This is a genomic window from Nakamurella sp. UYEF19 (assembly GCF_040546275.1).
Classification (GTDB): domain Bacteria; phylum Actinomycetota; class Actinomycetes; order Mycobacteriales; family Nakamurellaceae; genus Nakamurella.
The window spans coordinates 1-14,458 of record NZ_JBEPNO010000048.1 but is presented as its reverse complement, the minus strand read 5'-3'; the positions used below and the strand labels follow the sequence as shown (position 1 = coordinate 14,458).

Below are 14,458 nucleotides of genomic sequence, written 5' to 3'. Positions count from 1 at the left end.
GGTCAGGTCGGACCCATCACCAACCACCCCAGGTAGAACCACAGGACTCCGCGCCCAGGTGCGGCGGCGGGTCACCGAATCACCGCAAGACGAACGTCCTACGGGCCATGGGGGCGGCACTCGCGTGCACCGCCGCGGGACCGCGGCGGTGCACGTGGCTGGACGGTTCATGTGGCGGTGGCGGCCAGGTGGCGTTGTTCCGCTCCGTAGACGGTGGATCGGCCGACCCCGATCAGGTCGGCAAGCTCCGAGGTGCTGTGTTCGCCAGCCTCGAAGAGGGCGACCAGGTGTGCCTCCTGGCGCGGATTGAGCTGGGTTGCTTGCCCCGCAGTCGGCCCTTGGCCTTGGCGACCTTCATCCCTTCTCGGGTCCGCGGCCGGATCAGGTCCGATTCGAATTCGGCGATCATGGCGAGCACGTTGAACAGCAACCGGCCGACTGCGTCATTGGGGTCGTACACCGAGCCGCCGATGTTGAGTTTTGACCTGCCGTTCGGTCAGTTCGTCGGCGATGGCCCGCGCATCGGGTAGGGAGCGGGCGAGCCGGTCCAGCTTGGCGACGACCAGTGTGTCGCCTTCCCGGCAGGCGGCCATCGCTTCTCGCAGACCTGGGCGGTCTCGGTTGGTGCCGGTCAATCCGTGATCGACGTAGACCCGGGTGGTGGCGACGCCCAACGCGGCGAGTGCGTCGCGTTGGGCGGTGAGGTCCTGCTGGTCGGTGGAGCAGCGGGCGTAGCCGATGAGAAGCGCCGTCATGGCGCACCTCCTGTGATGGGCCGGCCGCCGCGGCGCGGCGACTCACGGCAGCAGCCGACGCCGATGCGATCACCCCACTCCAAGGGGTGCCATTGCCGGAAGCGGATCCCCTGCCGGACGGAGTAGGAACACGGCTATTCGCACTCCAACCCATTTGGGTACCCCCGGCCGAGTCCAGTGGTGGTATCCAACATCCCGGAAGCGTTCGCAGACAAGGCGGCTGACACACTGGTTCCCATGAGCGAAGCGGAGTCGCGGGAACTGAAGGTTGATATCAACGTGATCGGACCCGCTAGTCATTGGTGTATCCGCGACCAGCCCCAAATTTGCGCCGGCGCACAGTCAGTCGCCGGGGAGCTGGTCTTCCTTCACAAGGCCGCCGGTGACAGCGAGGTCGCTCGCTTCCGGAGTGAAGCGAAACGCCGGTATCCGTCGTGCAGGTTCCAAGTCGTGCCCAGGTCGAGTTCAGAATTGCAGGCCATCCACACCCAGCTCCAGAGGGAAAATCGCTACTGGGCGAAGGTAGGTGACGAGCTCGGCCTGGAACACCTAGGGGTGATGACAGAGGGCTGGACAGGGGCCGGTCTGCATCCGATCGAAGGCTATGTCGCTGTTCCAGGCGTTCCTGCCGCTTTCGTTGATCCACTGAACCGGCTCTTCGAAGCGCGATACGGCTTGGGGCGCGTCGTGGCTATCACGTACGGCGGCCCCGTATAGCCGGGTGCCACCTGCCGCAGTCCCGCGGGCCGATCGGTAACCGGTGTCGCACAGCCAGGAGGCGTCACGACGTCGGGGCCGCCACGCGGGCCGAACCTGGGTCAGCAGATTCAAAATGACAGCGAAGTGGCTCCTGACGGGCCCCAATTTGTCTTTATACGCAGATCAACTGCTCGTCATCCTGATGAAGTCGATGGCCGCCGGTCGGGCTGCAAGCTCAGTCGTCGAACCGTGACCTTCTAAAGCAATGACATGGAGTCCGGGCCGAATACTCCACGCCTGCTTCCAGCTTGTCCGCCGGTCGACCTCGTTCGCCGGGGAGATGTGATCGAAGCGGATCGTAATCGGGTCGCCGCGAGGTATGCGAAACCCGCCAGGTCCGCCCGGCCGGAAGTGAATCTTCCCTGGTTCTATCCTCGCGACGCCATGTCGCCACCTGGACACGACTGGTGAACCTGCGGACTCAGGCGAACGGATCGCGCACTCGAACTTGCCTTGCTTACGGTACTTCCGCGCGATCCGCGCCGACGTGGCCGCTCCGAGGCCGACTCCAACAACCAAGATCAACACGAACCACGGCCACAGCATCACCCACGAAGCATATTGGTGCCCCGATCCCACCGACCACCCGAATGGTGCCCCCGCACGGCTCGCGCGAGGCGCTCAGACCAAAGACTGACCGTCGCTGTGCTCACTTGGCCCGTAGCAACCGCAGACCGACGAACACGCCCACAATCGCCAGCACGATGACGGCGTAGCCGAGCCAGACGTTGACCGATCTAAGGCTCACCCCGACCGCGCCCACTGCAAAGGCAAGGAGCACGGCGACCCACTGCCGCCCCGATAACCCAGGGCTGTTGGCACGATCCGGCGATTTTGGCATGACCCATTTTGACAGGCTGCCCTGCCGGGGCGCTCCGCAAGCCGAACCGTCCACCGGTGACCGTTGCGGTCCTCCGCCATCACCCGCCGCGCCCCACGACGGCGAACAGGCTGCGGATGACGGGCCCGTCCGGTGGGGCATCCTAGAGTTGGCCGCCCGGCGGTTGTTCGGGGCGGTGTCGGCGGCGTCGCGGTGCAGCGGAGGTGTTTGCTGCGGTTCCGGTCGGGTGAGCGCGAGACCTTCGGCGGCTGAGCAGTAGAAGGACAGCACTGCGGCCAGCTTGGCGGCGGCGAGGGGCCACCGACTGCTTGGCCGCCTCGAGTTGGGCCAGCCACGATGGCATCGCCCCGGGCGCCACCCTTTTCCGGTGAGATATGCAGGGCAGCATGCCATCCGGTCAACTGCCGCAGGTCGCCCGAGTAGTCGCGGGCGGTGTGCGGGGACAAGGTGGCATGCCAGCCGGCTAGCCCGGGCCGGCGAGACCTCGGCCGCGGCGCCACCGACACCTAGCCTCACATCGGTGGATCAGCTTTGCTCCCGGCCTCTCTTGGTGGCCTGCCTGTTCAATGTCACGAACGTCAAGACGGCGGCCAGGATCGCGCACCCACCGGCGACGGGTCCGCCCCAGCGAGCAGAGGTGAAGGCATCGAAGCAGAGACTCACGATGGCAACGACGATCAGGGCGGCGCCGAGTATCTGAATGACCCGGTTGTCACGGTCCCAACCCAGGAAATATTTGGACATCAGACCGCCTCCATATCAGCGTCGGCAAGCTCCGAAGCGCCGTCAGGTTTCATCCTATGATCATCAACTCTGGCCACCCGGCAACTACCATTCTCGGATAGCCCCGCCTCCACGACGCGGCAGGCAAAGCATCGGAAGCCGAACGTCGTCCCAGTGCCCGCATAGCTCCACCGCCTCTGGTCAGGACGTGATGAGCAGCCTCACCGCAACGGGATCGGTGATCGGTGATCGAAACATAGTCGGCGACCTGCTGCGCAGCCGCGCGCGAAAGGTGCTCGGCCGACAGCATCGACCTTGGGCGGAAATCGACAGGAATGGGCGTGACACGATGCTTGGCATGAAGGAGCTGGACGATTGCTTCGTGATCAGCGCCGGGGGTTGGGACCCGCGGTTTGCCGTGACCCTCGCAGTGGCCTCATATCAAGGCGTCGGCGCGGCTCTGATCGATACGAACGGCGACGAACGGGATATTGACCTCGACATCTACGAGCGGGACGCCGATGGTTTTTGGCAAGGGGTCAGCAGTTCGGGCGGCGGCGGCGAGTTCGGAGGCTTTTTTTCGGACCGGATCGCGGTCTGCTCCGGACGCACCAAACCCGGGTTGGTGGTTGACATCGAGTACTCGGGGCAACGGCATTCGGTCCGCGCGTCAGCCTCGGGGTGGTGGCTGTTCGTGGCGGTCACGTCCCCCGGTTCGGATGCCTTCCCACCGTCGTCGGTACCCAGCCGAGAACGCTCAGAAGTTGAGACGCGGTCACCGACGTATGGACTTCGATCCCGGCGCGGCGCAGCGCGTATCGGCTTGACGCCTCACCGACAAGACCAACCATGCCGCTCAGCACATGCCCAGCGCCGGGGGTGCGTCAACCTCGCACTGGTCGGCGAACGTCCACGGGTCAGCGATCGATGAGCGGGCCTGATGCCAACCCTTGGCATACTCTGCTACTCGATATATGGTGCTGGGCATGAGGGATGTTCGATTGCGTGAGGCGTCGTTTCTGATCTTGAGTGCGCTGGCCGGTGAGCCCCGGCACGGCTACGGGATCATCAAGGATGTGGCGGCCCAGTCCGATGGGGCGGTGGTGCTGAGGGTGGGGACGCTGTACGGGGCGTTGGACCGGTTGGCCGGGGAGGGCCTGATCGAGTTTGACCATGAAGAGGTGGTGGATTCGCGGCTGCGGCGGTACTACCGGCTCTCCAGTGCCGGCGCGTCCAGGCTGGCCCAAGAAGCACAGCGATCCGCGCGGCAGGCCGAGCTGGCACTGTCACGGCTCGCCACGGGAAAGGGACTGCTGGCATGAGCACCGCCGATCCACACGCGCGGTTGGAGCAGTCCTACCGCCGGTTGTTGTGGCTGTTCCCGCCGAGCTACCGGCGGTCCCGGGGCCGGGAGCTGCTCGACGTGTTGATGGAACGCGCCGATCCGGGGCAGCGTCGCCCATCGCCAGCGGAATCGGTTGCACTGCTGCGGTTCAGCGTTCGCACGTGGGCGTGGCGGGCGCTTTCGCCGGCCCCTGCTGCGGCGCGGGACGCGATGGGACTGCTCGCCGTCGTGCTGCCCATGCTGCTGCTGTTCCCGGCTGCCACCGCCCTGTACATCGACGCACAGGTCGGCGGGTTCGGGATGGACGAGTTGCCGTTCGGCGTGGACATCCCGGCGTGGCTGCTGTGGTGTGTGACCGCCGTGCTGTGCCTGTTCGGGCGTCCGTCGTGGGCGCGGTGGTCGGCGTCGCTGGGTGTGGCCGCGTACCTGGCCGCCCAGGTCGTCGAGTACTCGGTCAACAACTTTCAGACTGTGGCCAACGCGTTGGGCTGGCTCGGTGTGCAGGTGATCGCAATGATCGCGTTGACTTCACCGGCCTGGGTCGTCCGCGGCAGATGCCAGGTGAGGCGGTGGTGGGCCGCGGCGATCGGGGTGACCGCGGCCGGCGCCGGCCTGGCGGTCTCATCCGTCGATTACCTTCAGCTATCGACCGGGCCGACCGGTTACCTGTCCTGGCCGTGGCTGGTGACCGCGCTGCTCGCGCTGGTCGCCGCGGTTGTGGCACTGAGAAGCGCTGCGGGAAGGGCGGTGTTGCCGATCGTCGCCGGTCTGGCCGGGTTCATGGCGACCGCGAAATACCTGGCCAGTGGGCTGGCCGGAGATCTGGGCAACAACGTCACCGGTCAGTCCGGCCCTCGAGGTCATCTCGACTGGTCAAATTTGACCCTCCTCGTCGTCACGCCGCTCGTCGTATTCATCGCAGCCCGCGTTGTCACAGCAGGAGCGAACTTCCGCTTCCCACCCGCATAACTGACGACGTCCTCTGAGGCGCGGCAGCCCGCCGCGACGGAAGCCGATAGACCAACCCCGACCGGTGCGCAACGGTCGGCAGCGATCGTCACCGCAGCGGGATCGGTTTGCGGCTATGGGTCGGACACCTCGCCAACCCATCAGCGTTGGCACCCGCGGTACGTGGTGACCCTCGCTGTCGCCTCGCGGGACGACGTGGGCGCAGCTCTTCTGGACACGAACGGCGACGACGTGGACATCGATCTCGACGTCTACCTTAGGGATGGCACGGGGTCTGGCGAGAGATCGGCAGCGCGGGCAGCGGCCGGTTGGCGCGGGACGGCACTGCAGCGACGCAGCTGACTTCAACCAGCAGGTTCAGGATCAGAGTCTCTCGGGCCCACCTCAGGCAAGCGAACCGCCGGCGAAACCGTGGCGGAAGATCGACCAATGGAACGAACCCTGAGACGGTCGCACCTGACGGTTGATCAGGTCCCAAGCCCAGCGCCGTCAGATCGGCAGCTGTCAGGTCGACCCAGTTTTTCGGCAAGATCACTTCGCTGCCGTTCGGGGTGGTGACGCGTTGACCGGCTGACAACCCAAAGTTTCTACGCCTCATCTACGACCTCCCTATGGCTTGCCTGGTGACGTTACGCGGTGGTCATGGCGCGCGTCGGAACCCGTCTGAACCGAGGCCGCAGGCGGAACTCCGACCGGTGCGCAACGGTCGGCAGCGATCGTCACCGCAGCGGGATCTGGTTACGGCGCATACCTAAGTGAGCCGGTCCATTCGGGCCGAAGCTGGTGGTGGCAGTTGCCGGCGAATGCGGGTGACGCTCCGGTCGATGAAGTACCGTCGACATCTGGCAGCTCTGCGGCGCCTTTGGCGGTTGACCTATGCGTCCCGTAGCGGAGCCAAGCTGGCGAAGAGCCGCTCGCAGATGTCGATGGTTGGGGATCCCGCGTTGCCGTTGTAGGTGCAGATCAGGAGGTGCTTGCGCCAGACGATGATGAATGTCAGCCACTCCTGCTCGGCCCGGTCAGCAGTTGCCGGGACAACGAATCTGGCCACGGCACGCTGTTGCCGACGGCCATCCGGAATGACTCGTACGACAGGGGAACCGGTAAACCCGATCGCTCCGGCGACGAACGCGTTCAGAGTGTCCTGAGCCTCGTCCGGCCGCAGTGAGCCCGTCCGCTCTATTAAGTGGACGAAAATCCCGGAGTCGTTGGACGGAGTGTTCAAGCTGAACAGGACTCCGTCGGAAGTCTTGTCCCTCCTGGCTGTCCACGTTGAGGGCATCCCAGGGAGAACGAAGACCTTCTCGAACTGCAGCTCCAGCCCGCCTTGGGGAACCGTCCGCTCATCCATGCGGCCGATTACAGCACACACAAAACTTGGCTACTGCCCTGCCCAGGCAGCCACTGCAGGCTGGCGGGGGACCTGACCTGCAACGTCGCCTTTCAAGTCGTTGAGGAAAGCCGCGCTCGAACTCGTTCCGCAGGCGGAACCCCAACCCGGCGAAACCGCCGGCCGCGACGGACCGGACGGGCGGAGCATCGGTGCTGGTGGTCATGACCGTCAGCGTGCCCGGTCCCACCGCGACGCCCGGATGTGCCGGTAGATAGGTTGGGCGTCATGGATAATAGGGACAACAGGGACAACTGGGTGTTGCCGCCGCCTCGGGATCTGGCTACTCTTGACCAGTTGGATCTGGACTCGTTGGTCGGGCTGAGTGTCGTCCAGGCCCGGGCCAGGGTGGAAGAGGCCGGCGGCGATTTGCGGGCAGTCACTTTCGACGAGGGAATTACTTTAGATCGCCAGCCCCGCCGGGTCACCGTGGTGACCGATGAGGACCGCGCCGAGGTGGTCCGGGTCTTGGGTCGCGGCTGACGCAGGTACCCCATAACTGCCATCTTTGGGTAGCCGCCTCCGGGGAGCGGCGCATAAGCCGTCCGGAAGCCGAACCCCGACCGGTGCGCAACGGTCGGCAGCGATCGTCACCGCAGCGGGATCCCTGAGCGGAACTATTAGTCCTCTGTGCCCTGTAGCCGGATGAGCGGACGCCCCTATCCTGGTGAGGCATGAGGGGGAAGATGTCGTTGACGTTCGGCCCGTCACTTGGATCACTTCTCGGTGGCGGCTATGCGATCATCGTCCGATGACGGAGCGCCGGCTAACCTTCGGGGCGGTAGCCGAGGCCTACGAGCAGTTCCGGCCCGGCTACCCAGATGCGGCCGTGGACGCGGTTCTGGACTACGCCGCCCGACCGGTCCGGTCCGCACTCGAGATCGGTGCCGGCACCGGCAAGGCGACCCGGGCGTTCGCCCGCCGCGAGATCGCATTCACAGCAACTGATCCCGACCCGGCCATGCTGACCGAGCTGCGCCAGCACGTGCCGGCCGCGGTCGCGACCGTGGCTGCTGCGTTCGAACAACTGCCGCTGGACTCGACCTACGACCTGGTCTTCGCCGCGGCTTCGCTGCACTGGACGCTCGCCACCGATCGTTGGTCGCGCGTCGCCGCGTTGCTCGTCCCCGGTGGCGTGTTCGCCAACCTCGGCGGCCCGTTCGAGCTGGCAGATCCACAACTGGCCGCCGAGGTGGCGGCCGCTCGATGCGAGTTGCTGCCGGACGGTGTCATCCGTGCCCCCGAGCCCGACGCATCGGGTTCGGACCTCCGCTGGCCAGGCAACGAACTGATCAACTCCCCGTTGTTCACCGACGTCCGCCAGGTTGAGATCCCGCGCCGTCTGGAGTTGTCTGCCGAGGAGTACATCGGTCACCTCGGTACTGTTTCGGCCTTCCTCACGCTCTCGGAGTCGGATCGACGGACCGCCTTCGGCAACATCCGCGCGGTGCTGCCTGAGCAGGTGGCTATCGCTGCCGACATCACTGTCCACCTGGCGCGCCTCAGCTGAGAACACCGGCGGTCGACGCCATTGGCGACCCCGACTCCCGAATAAGGCTCGTGTTCCGGTCAGCGATGGATCAGCGCAACGAGCGCAGGTACTGGTCGAGGGTGCGAAAGATGACGTCAGAGCCGCCTTCCCATGCCGGCTTGGGGTCGAGCTAGCCGGGCGTTGGCTGATACACCCACCAGAGGTTGCCCCACTGATCTTCGAGACGGGCGAGTGTCAACGAACCGTAAAACGGTGTTGGCGGGGTCACGACCACCGCCCCACGATTGACCGCCCGCGTCATGAGTCTTTCGACATCTGACACCCAGATCTGGAAAAGCCCCGGCCGGGCGGGCCATCCAGGCTGCGGGTCGGCTATCAACAGCAGCGAGTCGCCCACCCGCAGCTCTGCGTGGATGAGCTCTCCGGTGGGCGCCGCCGTTCGCGCTTCGACGACTTCGTCTGCATCGAACACCTCCTCGGCGAAGGCGATGAAGGCAGCCGCATCTCTGATGATCACGAACGGATTGATTGATCGGCCGCGTCCGGTGATCTGGCCGGCAGCGAGTGTGATCGGTTCTTCAGGCATGCATGCATATTGGCATTCGCGACCGACAACGAGCCAAGTGTGTCCGCAAGCGGAACGGTACCCCTGACCGGTTATCGATCCATGTACGCGAGCCGGTTTACCCACCGGGGACCTTGTATCCGTGCGGTTGTCACGTTATTCGCCGTGACCGCTCGCCCAGCGCCTGATGCCATCTACGGGAGACGATGAGTTCTTTTGCCGGTCCGCCCCGCCGCGGCTGGCTGGCTGGCCACCGTCACGGGTCTCTGCCCGCCGATCATCAGCCATGTTTGATGCAACCGTTTCACCGGGTCGCATCGTCTGATGGTGGGCACGTCTTCATTTTTGGGCTGCGGGAGGTGAGCAACATCCGGAATGTCGTCGCCCTGGTCGGTGTGCTGCTGCTGATGACCGCGGTGGGATGCGCCGCGCCGGCGCCGCCGCCCCCCGGCGGTGAGTACATCTGCGTCGCCTGCGGCCACCAGCACACCGTCGTCGACTCAGCGTGCGGGCAGCACCAATGTCACGCCGCCGGCAATCGGGAACGCAATGACGGTCCCCTGGAACCCGGCCGGTGTGCGTTCGCTCGCTGATCTCGTGCTGGCAGCGGCCCCACAGCACGCACCGGCCAATCTCCCTCAATGCGAGGGCAGCGAGTTCCGGCTGCTGCCGAACAGCGCCCAGACCACCTCGACCAGCGGTGGCTTCATGACGACGACATTCGTGGTGCAGTCCACCGGCTCAGCACCTTGTTCGAGCGCGGGCATTTTTGGGCTGAACCTGACCTCCGCGGACGGTGCGGTCCTGCCCCTTGACTCCGTGCCGGCTGGGCCCGCTCGTCCTTCGCTTCTCGTTCGAGCCCACCAATTCGTGTTCGGGTCCATTTGGTGGACCGTCAAACCCGGACGACCGGTGCCCGCCCGGCTAGGCTTCGCGTTCGGCGACACCCCGTCCGTCCGGCCCATCAGCATCTCCGTCGCCGACGTCAGCATCCCGGCGCACTCCGGTAGCCACACCCCGCAGAACGCCTGGCAGTCGACGGTGTACGGGTTGCTGACATCCGCCGTCGACCCCGGCACCCTGGCCACGTTGACCGCTAAGGTGGTTGCGCCAGCCACCGTCCGTGTCCCAGACAGCCTGCGGTACACCGTCACTTTGACGAACACCACCAACACCACTGTGCCGCTGACCGGCTGCCCGCAGTTTGCCGAGCAACTGAGCGTCGTGCCTGTCAAACTTCCCACCACCATCGGCGCTCGAGGTCCCCTGAACTGCTCCGATCTGCCACCGGCCATCCCCGCCAACTCGTCGGTGACGATGCAGATGCAACTGGACACCGCGGGCCAGATAGCCGGTCAGGGCGGATTGACCTGGCAACTGCTCGACCACGGCGGACGCGAGGTCACCGCAGCAGTCGCGCCGATCGCGGTGCAGCGAAACTAGCAACCAGACCTTCAACGACTGGGTGATGAATCCACTCACGCCGGAAGACGCCGGTGGCGTACGCCGAACGCGGTGGCTGGGGGAAACCGGTTGTGGATCGCTGACCGGTGACGGATCCGTGTACGGGGTGTGGAAGGTTACTCGGCTGGTTCATACCCCCACGGAACGGCGCAGCGCGTAACCGCACGTAAGAACGCAAGTCTTCGCCGGGAGCTGCGAGGGATCGTTCGGCCGGTCAGCCGGACAGCCTTGTGGTGTTTGTGGGCGGCCCCGCCGAACTAGCCCACCTCATTGAGCTCGGTGATCCCCGCCGAGAACCCGGGAAAGCAGGTCCGTGCGCTGGCGGGGCGCCGCGCGGCCCGCCAATGTAGCGCTCATGACCCGATGATCTGGCTGTCCTGATGTGCAGGCTGTAACGCTTTGCTGGGTTCACCGCATCTCAATGGGTGGAGTCGATGACAAGGAGGAGACCTGTGACGCCTGACCAAGAGGCGGAGTACCTGATCTTCGCCCGCGGCCGGAGCCCAGGATTGTTTCGCGGAGCGCTGCTGCTCACCGGCGGTGATTGGCACCGTTCGGCGGATTTGACCCAGGAAACCCTGGGCCGGATGTATGAGATCTGGGACCGCAAACATCCGATCGACCAGCCGGCCGGGTATGCCCACACGGTGATGGCGCGGATCTTCTTGGCGCACCGGCGACGCAAGAGCTCGCAGGAGCGACCGGTCGACCAGCTGCCGGAAGCGGCGTTCACACAGCCGGATATCACCCGCCAGCTGTTGCTGTTGCAGTCGCTGAATCGGTTGTCCCGCAACGATCGTGCTGTCCTGATGCTTCGCTTCTACGGCGACCTCAGTGTCGAGGACGTCGCCGATCGGCTGCACCGCACACCCGGCGCGATCAGGGTGCAGACCCATCGGGCGCTCACCCGCCTGCGCGCCGAGCTCGGCCCCGACCTGCGTGAACTTCCACTGAGCTGACAGAAGGAATGGACATGAACGAATACCTTGACGAAGCGCAACTCGGCGAACTGCATCACGCCGTCGACGGAATCAGCCCTCCCAGCATCGAATTCCTGGTCGCCGGCGGGCTGAGTCGCGGTCGCCAGCTGAAAAAACGTGCGGCCACCCGCAAGCAGATGGTGACCTTCGGTGGTCCCACGCTGGCCGCCGTTGCAGTGGTGGGTGCCGTGCTGTTGACCAGCCCCCTGAACGGTGGGAACCGCGGAGCAGCAGCGGTAATCGCGACGCCCGGCGGCTCGGGGTCCTCATCGGCCGCCGCTGGTCAACCCGCGCCCACGACCAAATCGGTCCTGGCCGCGCCGACGACCAAGTTGGTGCCGAACGACCTGACCACCGTTGCGGTGCAACCGGTCCCTCCAAGTACTGTCGCGGCGCAACCGGTCCCTCCAACTACTGTCGCGGCGCAACCGGATGCTCCCATCGACACTCAGGGGTTGCCGACACCCGGCACCCCGGCCGCCTTAGGTGCTGTCGGCGCCTTGAGGGAACTGCTGCCAGCTGGCGGGTCGGTCGTCAATCCACGGGTCTTCCCCAAGGATGCGTTGACTCTTGCCGCCACTTACACCCGCGCCGGCCAGTCGGCCCAGGTCACCGTTGCGGTCTTCAACGCTCACCAGGTAGACGGTCACGCCGTGTGCATCTCTGGCAGCAACTGTGTGATCACCACCCTGCCCAACGGCTCCCGTCAGCTGGTGACGACCTACAACAACCAGCACTGGGAGGTGATGATCGACCGAACCGACGGAACGCTGCTGACCGTGTCCGTCGTCCAGGTCGGCGACAAGGGGCTGCCACTGACCATGACACAGCTGATCGGACTCGCACGCAGCGGTCGCTGGACACACCTGGGTAGCTGATCGGCGCCGGTCGGTCCGCGACCCAGTCGGCGCCGACCCGCCGAACTGCGTCACCGACCGGTCGCGCTCCTAGGACCCACAAGGCCCGCGCTGGCCGCGCAGGACGCTGGACCGGTAGCCGATCGGGCTGCGGTGACAACACTGTTTGCAAGCAGCCGCTACGTGATGAAGCCGATGGTGATGCTTGCCGACAGTGCCGGTAGTTCTTTCACAAGAAGGACCATCCGGTAGTTGCCTCCCGTGCATCTCAGCCTCACGTCCGAACGGGGGACAACTCTGTTCATCGCGCGAACGATCGTGCGAGCATCGGCCAGCCCAGCCGCGCCGCCCTTTGGAGTGAACCCATGCCCCGTCAGCTCCCCATGCCTCCAAGCAGGCTCCCTGCCCTGATCCGAACCGACTTCTCGGACGACGCCGCGTGGAACGACCTAGTCACCTACCTACTGACCGAGCGCTACATCGAAGACATCAGCGACAACATGGCGGCGTACGTGGCACCCATCGACGACCGCCAGTACGAGGGGATGACGATGGAAGAGCTGCTGGAGATGGTGCCGAACCTTGACTATGACCCGTCCGACCCCGCCATCAACTGGGACGCGCAACCGAAGCACTTCCCCAACGAACCGGACCGTGCACTACATGCCTACATCGTCGACGCGCGAACCTTCGCCAAGCCTGACCGTCCGATCCTGGCGGTGAACTTCTTCCTTGACCACGGCCAGTACTTCCGCCTCGCGGCAGAGGCGATGGTGCTCGTAGAGGCCAACCTGTCGATTGGTAACTTGGACTTCGGCGACTATGACGGTGGCGCAGAGATCGAACCGGATCACATCTACCGGGCGTGAGCTCTAAATGGGCCTCGTCCACGCCGAGCAGATCGTCGTTGCGATCGCGACATCGTGGTGCCGCTGACCGATCGGCCATCGGACTTGTGGGAGCTGGGATGGGCCGGTTGCGCCCGTAGATTGCGCTGCCGTAGGTTTCGGCGATGCTCGTCATCGGCTCTGTAGTGATACGGGTGGGCAACCTCGGCGCTCAGATTCAGTTCTGGTCGAACGCGCTCAACTACGCCGTTCGCGAGCCGGTCAGTGTTGAATTCGCACTACTGCATCCACGAGATTGCCGCGGACCGAACGTCTCGCTAGACGCTCATCCCTCCGACCGGATTCTGCCGCCGCGGATCCACCTTGACCTCTACGCGCAGGACCAACTCGCAGAGACCGCGCGCTTGCGTGAGCTGGGCGCGCGAGACGTGCAATGGGACAGGCAGCCAGCCGACGCCGACTACATCATCATGGAAGACCCTGAAGGCAATCGCTTCTGCGTCATCGATGCAGAGGATTGGCCGGGCTGGGTAGTGAGCCACAGGACAGCAGAGTGAGTGACCATTCGCCGATCGTCCACCGGACCGGTCATGGATCGATGACCGGGCAGCGATCCGTACCAGGTCATGGGTCGTGGGCCATGACAACTGTCATTTACGGGCGGCTCGAGCGGAAGCGGCCGCCCCCTAGAGGCTATCACGGTTCAGTCGCCTATCTCTGGTACTACGCAGCAAATACTAGCAACAGGTATAGCGATTACAACGGAGGATACACAACTCCTAATGGGACAAATCACACCTACTTATTACACCAAGCTTCGGCTGGACGCTATGATATTTACAGGGACAGCGCTCACCTGGCTGGCTTCACTGGCCTTGGAACCAACATTTGCATGGGTGAAGCTGGTCTTGAAATTAGTGACGGATATAGCACCCTAACTAACTTTCATTCTGACGGTTTCGATCTGACCCCCTTAGAATGGCAAAGCCTTGACAACGTGTGGCACACTACAGGATGGCCACGCTCGATGTTTTGGGTGGATTTTCCCTGTTCGGGTTATGCGCAATACTACTGCACCAACCAACAGTTTTACACGACGACCCACTGTTTCGATAGTAAGCCATGATCAAAGTCGGGCGGGTATCCCGAGTTTAGGAGTAACATGAGAAAATCTCGCGCCATAATTGCTGGGGCAGCGGCACCTCTGGCAGTAGTTGTCGCATTGGTCATCGCTTCGAGTTTGGAAAACTCAAACCTTAACTCGGTGGCTGCGCCAGTCGCTTCATCGCGCGCGCCCATAGCTTTCTCAACCCCTGTCGCGAGTGCCGCCATCTCGTCTTCAGTAGGTACGTCGACTCTTTCGACTCCCGAGACGGTGAGGTCTATTCATAAGGCTGTGGCGAGTTGAAAGAATATCAATCCGCGAATAGCGTCCAGCGTGTCTTCGAAAGTTTCGACTGGGCGGCGGTA

16 protein-coding genes and 1 pseudogene are annotated in these 14,458 nt (G+C 64.5%); 12 read left to right on the top strand and 5 right to left on the bottom strand.

Annotated features, from left to right (window positions below):
- Positions 1-167: 167 nt before the first annotated feature.
- Positions 168-755, bottom strand: a pseudogene (locus ABIB25_RS28675) (recombinase family protein).
- A 237-nt stretch (positions 756-992) separates the two neighbouring features.
- Between ABIB25_RS28675 and ABIB25_RS28670 the strand changes: the two are divergent.
- On the top strand, positions 993-1,472 hold the full coding sequence (locus ABIB25_RS28670; protein WP_354531924.1) for a hypothetical protein: 480 nt from the start codon (positions 993-995) through the stop codon (positions 1,470-1,472).
- Between the two features lie 691 nt (positions 1,473-2,163).
- Here ABIB25_RS28670 and ABIB25_RS28665 read toward each other — a convergent pair.
- Entirely contained in the window at positions 2,164-2,355 is a 192-nt protein-coding gene (locus tag ABIB25_RS28665; RefSeq protein WP_354531923.1) for a hypothetical protein, read from the bottom strand.
- A 525-nt stretch (positions 2,356-2,880) separates the two neighbouring features.
- Positions 2,881-3,099 carry a hypothetical protein gene (locus ABIB25_RS28660; RefSeq protein WP_354531922.1) on the bottom strand — a complete coding sequence of 73 codons (219 nt, stop codon included), beginning with the start codon at positions 3,097-3,099 and terminating at the stop codon, positions 2,881-2,883.
- A 190-nt stretch (positions 3,100-3,289) separates the two neighbouring features.
- On the opposite strand from ABIB25_RS28660, the gene ABIB25_RS28655 reads away from it, so the two are divergent.
- The 3 genes from ABIB25_RS28655 to ABIB25_RS28645 are packed head-to-tail and all read left to right on the top strand — an operon-like array spanning position 3,290 to position 5,392.
- Complete coding sequence (locus ABIB25_RS28655) at positions 3,290-4,009, top strand: hypothetical protein (protein WP_354531921.1); 720 nt, start codon at positions 3,290-3,292, stop codon at positions 4,007-4,009.
- A gap of 55 nt (positions 4,010-4,064) precedes the next feature.
- Positions 4,065-4,400, top strand: a complete 336-nt coding sequence (locus ABIB25_RS28650) for a PadR family transcriptional regulator (protein WP_354531920.1) — start codon at positions 4,065-4,067, stop codon at positions 4,398-4,400.
- A complete protein-coding gene (locus ABIB25_RS28645) occupies positions 4,397-5,392 on the top strand; it encodes a hypothetical protein (RefSeq protein WP_354531919.1) in 996 nt (331 codons plus the stop codon). Before ABIB25_RS28650 ends, ABIB25_RS28645 begins: the two co-directional genes overlap by 4 nt.
- A gap of 874 nt (positions 5,393-6,266) precedes the next feature.
- Here ABIB25_RS28645 and ABIB25_RS28640 read toward each other — a convergent pair.
- The gene (locus ABIB25_RS28640) at positions 6,267-6,743 is read right to left on the bottom strand and encodes a hypothetical protein (protein WP_354531918.1); all 477 of its coding nucleotides are present in this window, start codon (positions 6,741-6,743) and stop codon (positions 6,267-6,269) included.
- A 267-nt stretch (positions 6,744-7,010) separates the two neighbouring features.
- On the opposite strand from ABIB25_RS28640, the gene ABIB25_RS28635 reads away from it, so the two are divergent.
- On the top strand, positions 7,011-7,265 hold the full coding sequence (locus tag ABIB25_RS28635; protein WP_354531917.1) for a hypothetical protein: 255 nt from the start codon (positions 7,011-7,013) through the stop codon (positions 7,263-7,265).
- A gap of 268 nt (positions 7,266-7,533) precedes the next feature.
- Positions 7,534-8,292, top strand: coding sequence for a class I SAM-dependent methyltransferase (locus ABIB25_RS28630; protein ID WP_354531916.1), 759 nt, complete (start codon positions 7,534-7,536; stop codon positions 8,290-8,292).
- A gap of 151 nt (positions 8,293-8,443) precedes the next feature.
- On the opposite strand, the gene ABIB25_RS28625 is transcribed toward ABIB25_RS28630, so the two are convergent.
- A complete protein-coding gene (locus ABIB25_RS28625; RefSeq protein WP_354531915.1) occupies positions 8,444-8,860 on the bottom strand; it encodes a VOC family protein in 417 nt (138 codons plus the stop codon).
- 338 nt (positions 8,861-9,198) lie between these two features.
- On the opposite strand from ABIB25_RS28625, the gene ABIB25_RS28620 reads away from it, so the two are divergent.
- The 6 genes from ABIB25_RS28620 to ABIB25_RS28595 all read left to right on the top strand — a co-directional run bounded on the left by ABIB25_RS28620 (position 9,199) and on the right by ABIB25_RS28595 (position 13,545).
- The gene (locus ABIB25_RS28620; protein WP_354531914.1) at positions 9,199-9,432 is read left to right on the top strand and encodes a hypothetical protein; all 234 of its coding nucleotides are present in this window, start codon (positions 9,199-9,201) and stop codon (positions 9,430-9,432) included.
- 319 nt (positions 9,433-9,751) lie between these two features.
- Complete coding sequence (locus ABIB25_RS28615) at positions 9,752-10,282, top strand: hypothetical protein (protein ID WP_354531913.1); 531 nt, start codon at positions 9,752-9,754, stop codon at positions 10,280-10,282.
- A 473-nt stretch (positions 10,283-10,755) separates the two neighbouring features.
- Entirely contained in the window at positions 10,756-11,262 is a 507-nt protein-coding gene (locus ABIB25_RS28610) for a sigma-70 family RNA polymerase sigma factor (RefSeq protein WP_354531912.1), read from the top strand.
- 14 nt (positions 11,263-11,276) lie between these two features.
- A complete protein-coding gene (locus ABIB25_RS28605) occupies positions 11,277-12,161 on the top strand; it encodes a hypothetical protein (RefSeq protein WP_354531911.1) in 885 nt (294 codons plus the stop codon).
- Positions 12,162-12,505: 344 nt separating this feature from the next.
- Positions 12,506-13,009, top strand: coding sequence for a DUF6924 domain-containing protein (locus ABIB25_RS28600; RefSeq protein ID WP_354531910.1), 504 nt, complete (start codon positions 12,506-12,508; stop codon positions 13,007-13,009).
- 143 nt (positions 13,010-13,152) lie between these two features.
- On the top strand, positions 13,153-13,545 hold the full coding sequence (locus ABIB25_RS28595; protein WP_354531909.1) for a VOC family protein: 393 nt from the start codon (positions 13,153-13,155) through the stop codon (positions 13,543-13,545).
- Positions 13,546-14,458: the final 913 nt, after the last annotated feature.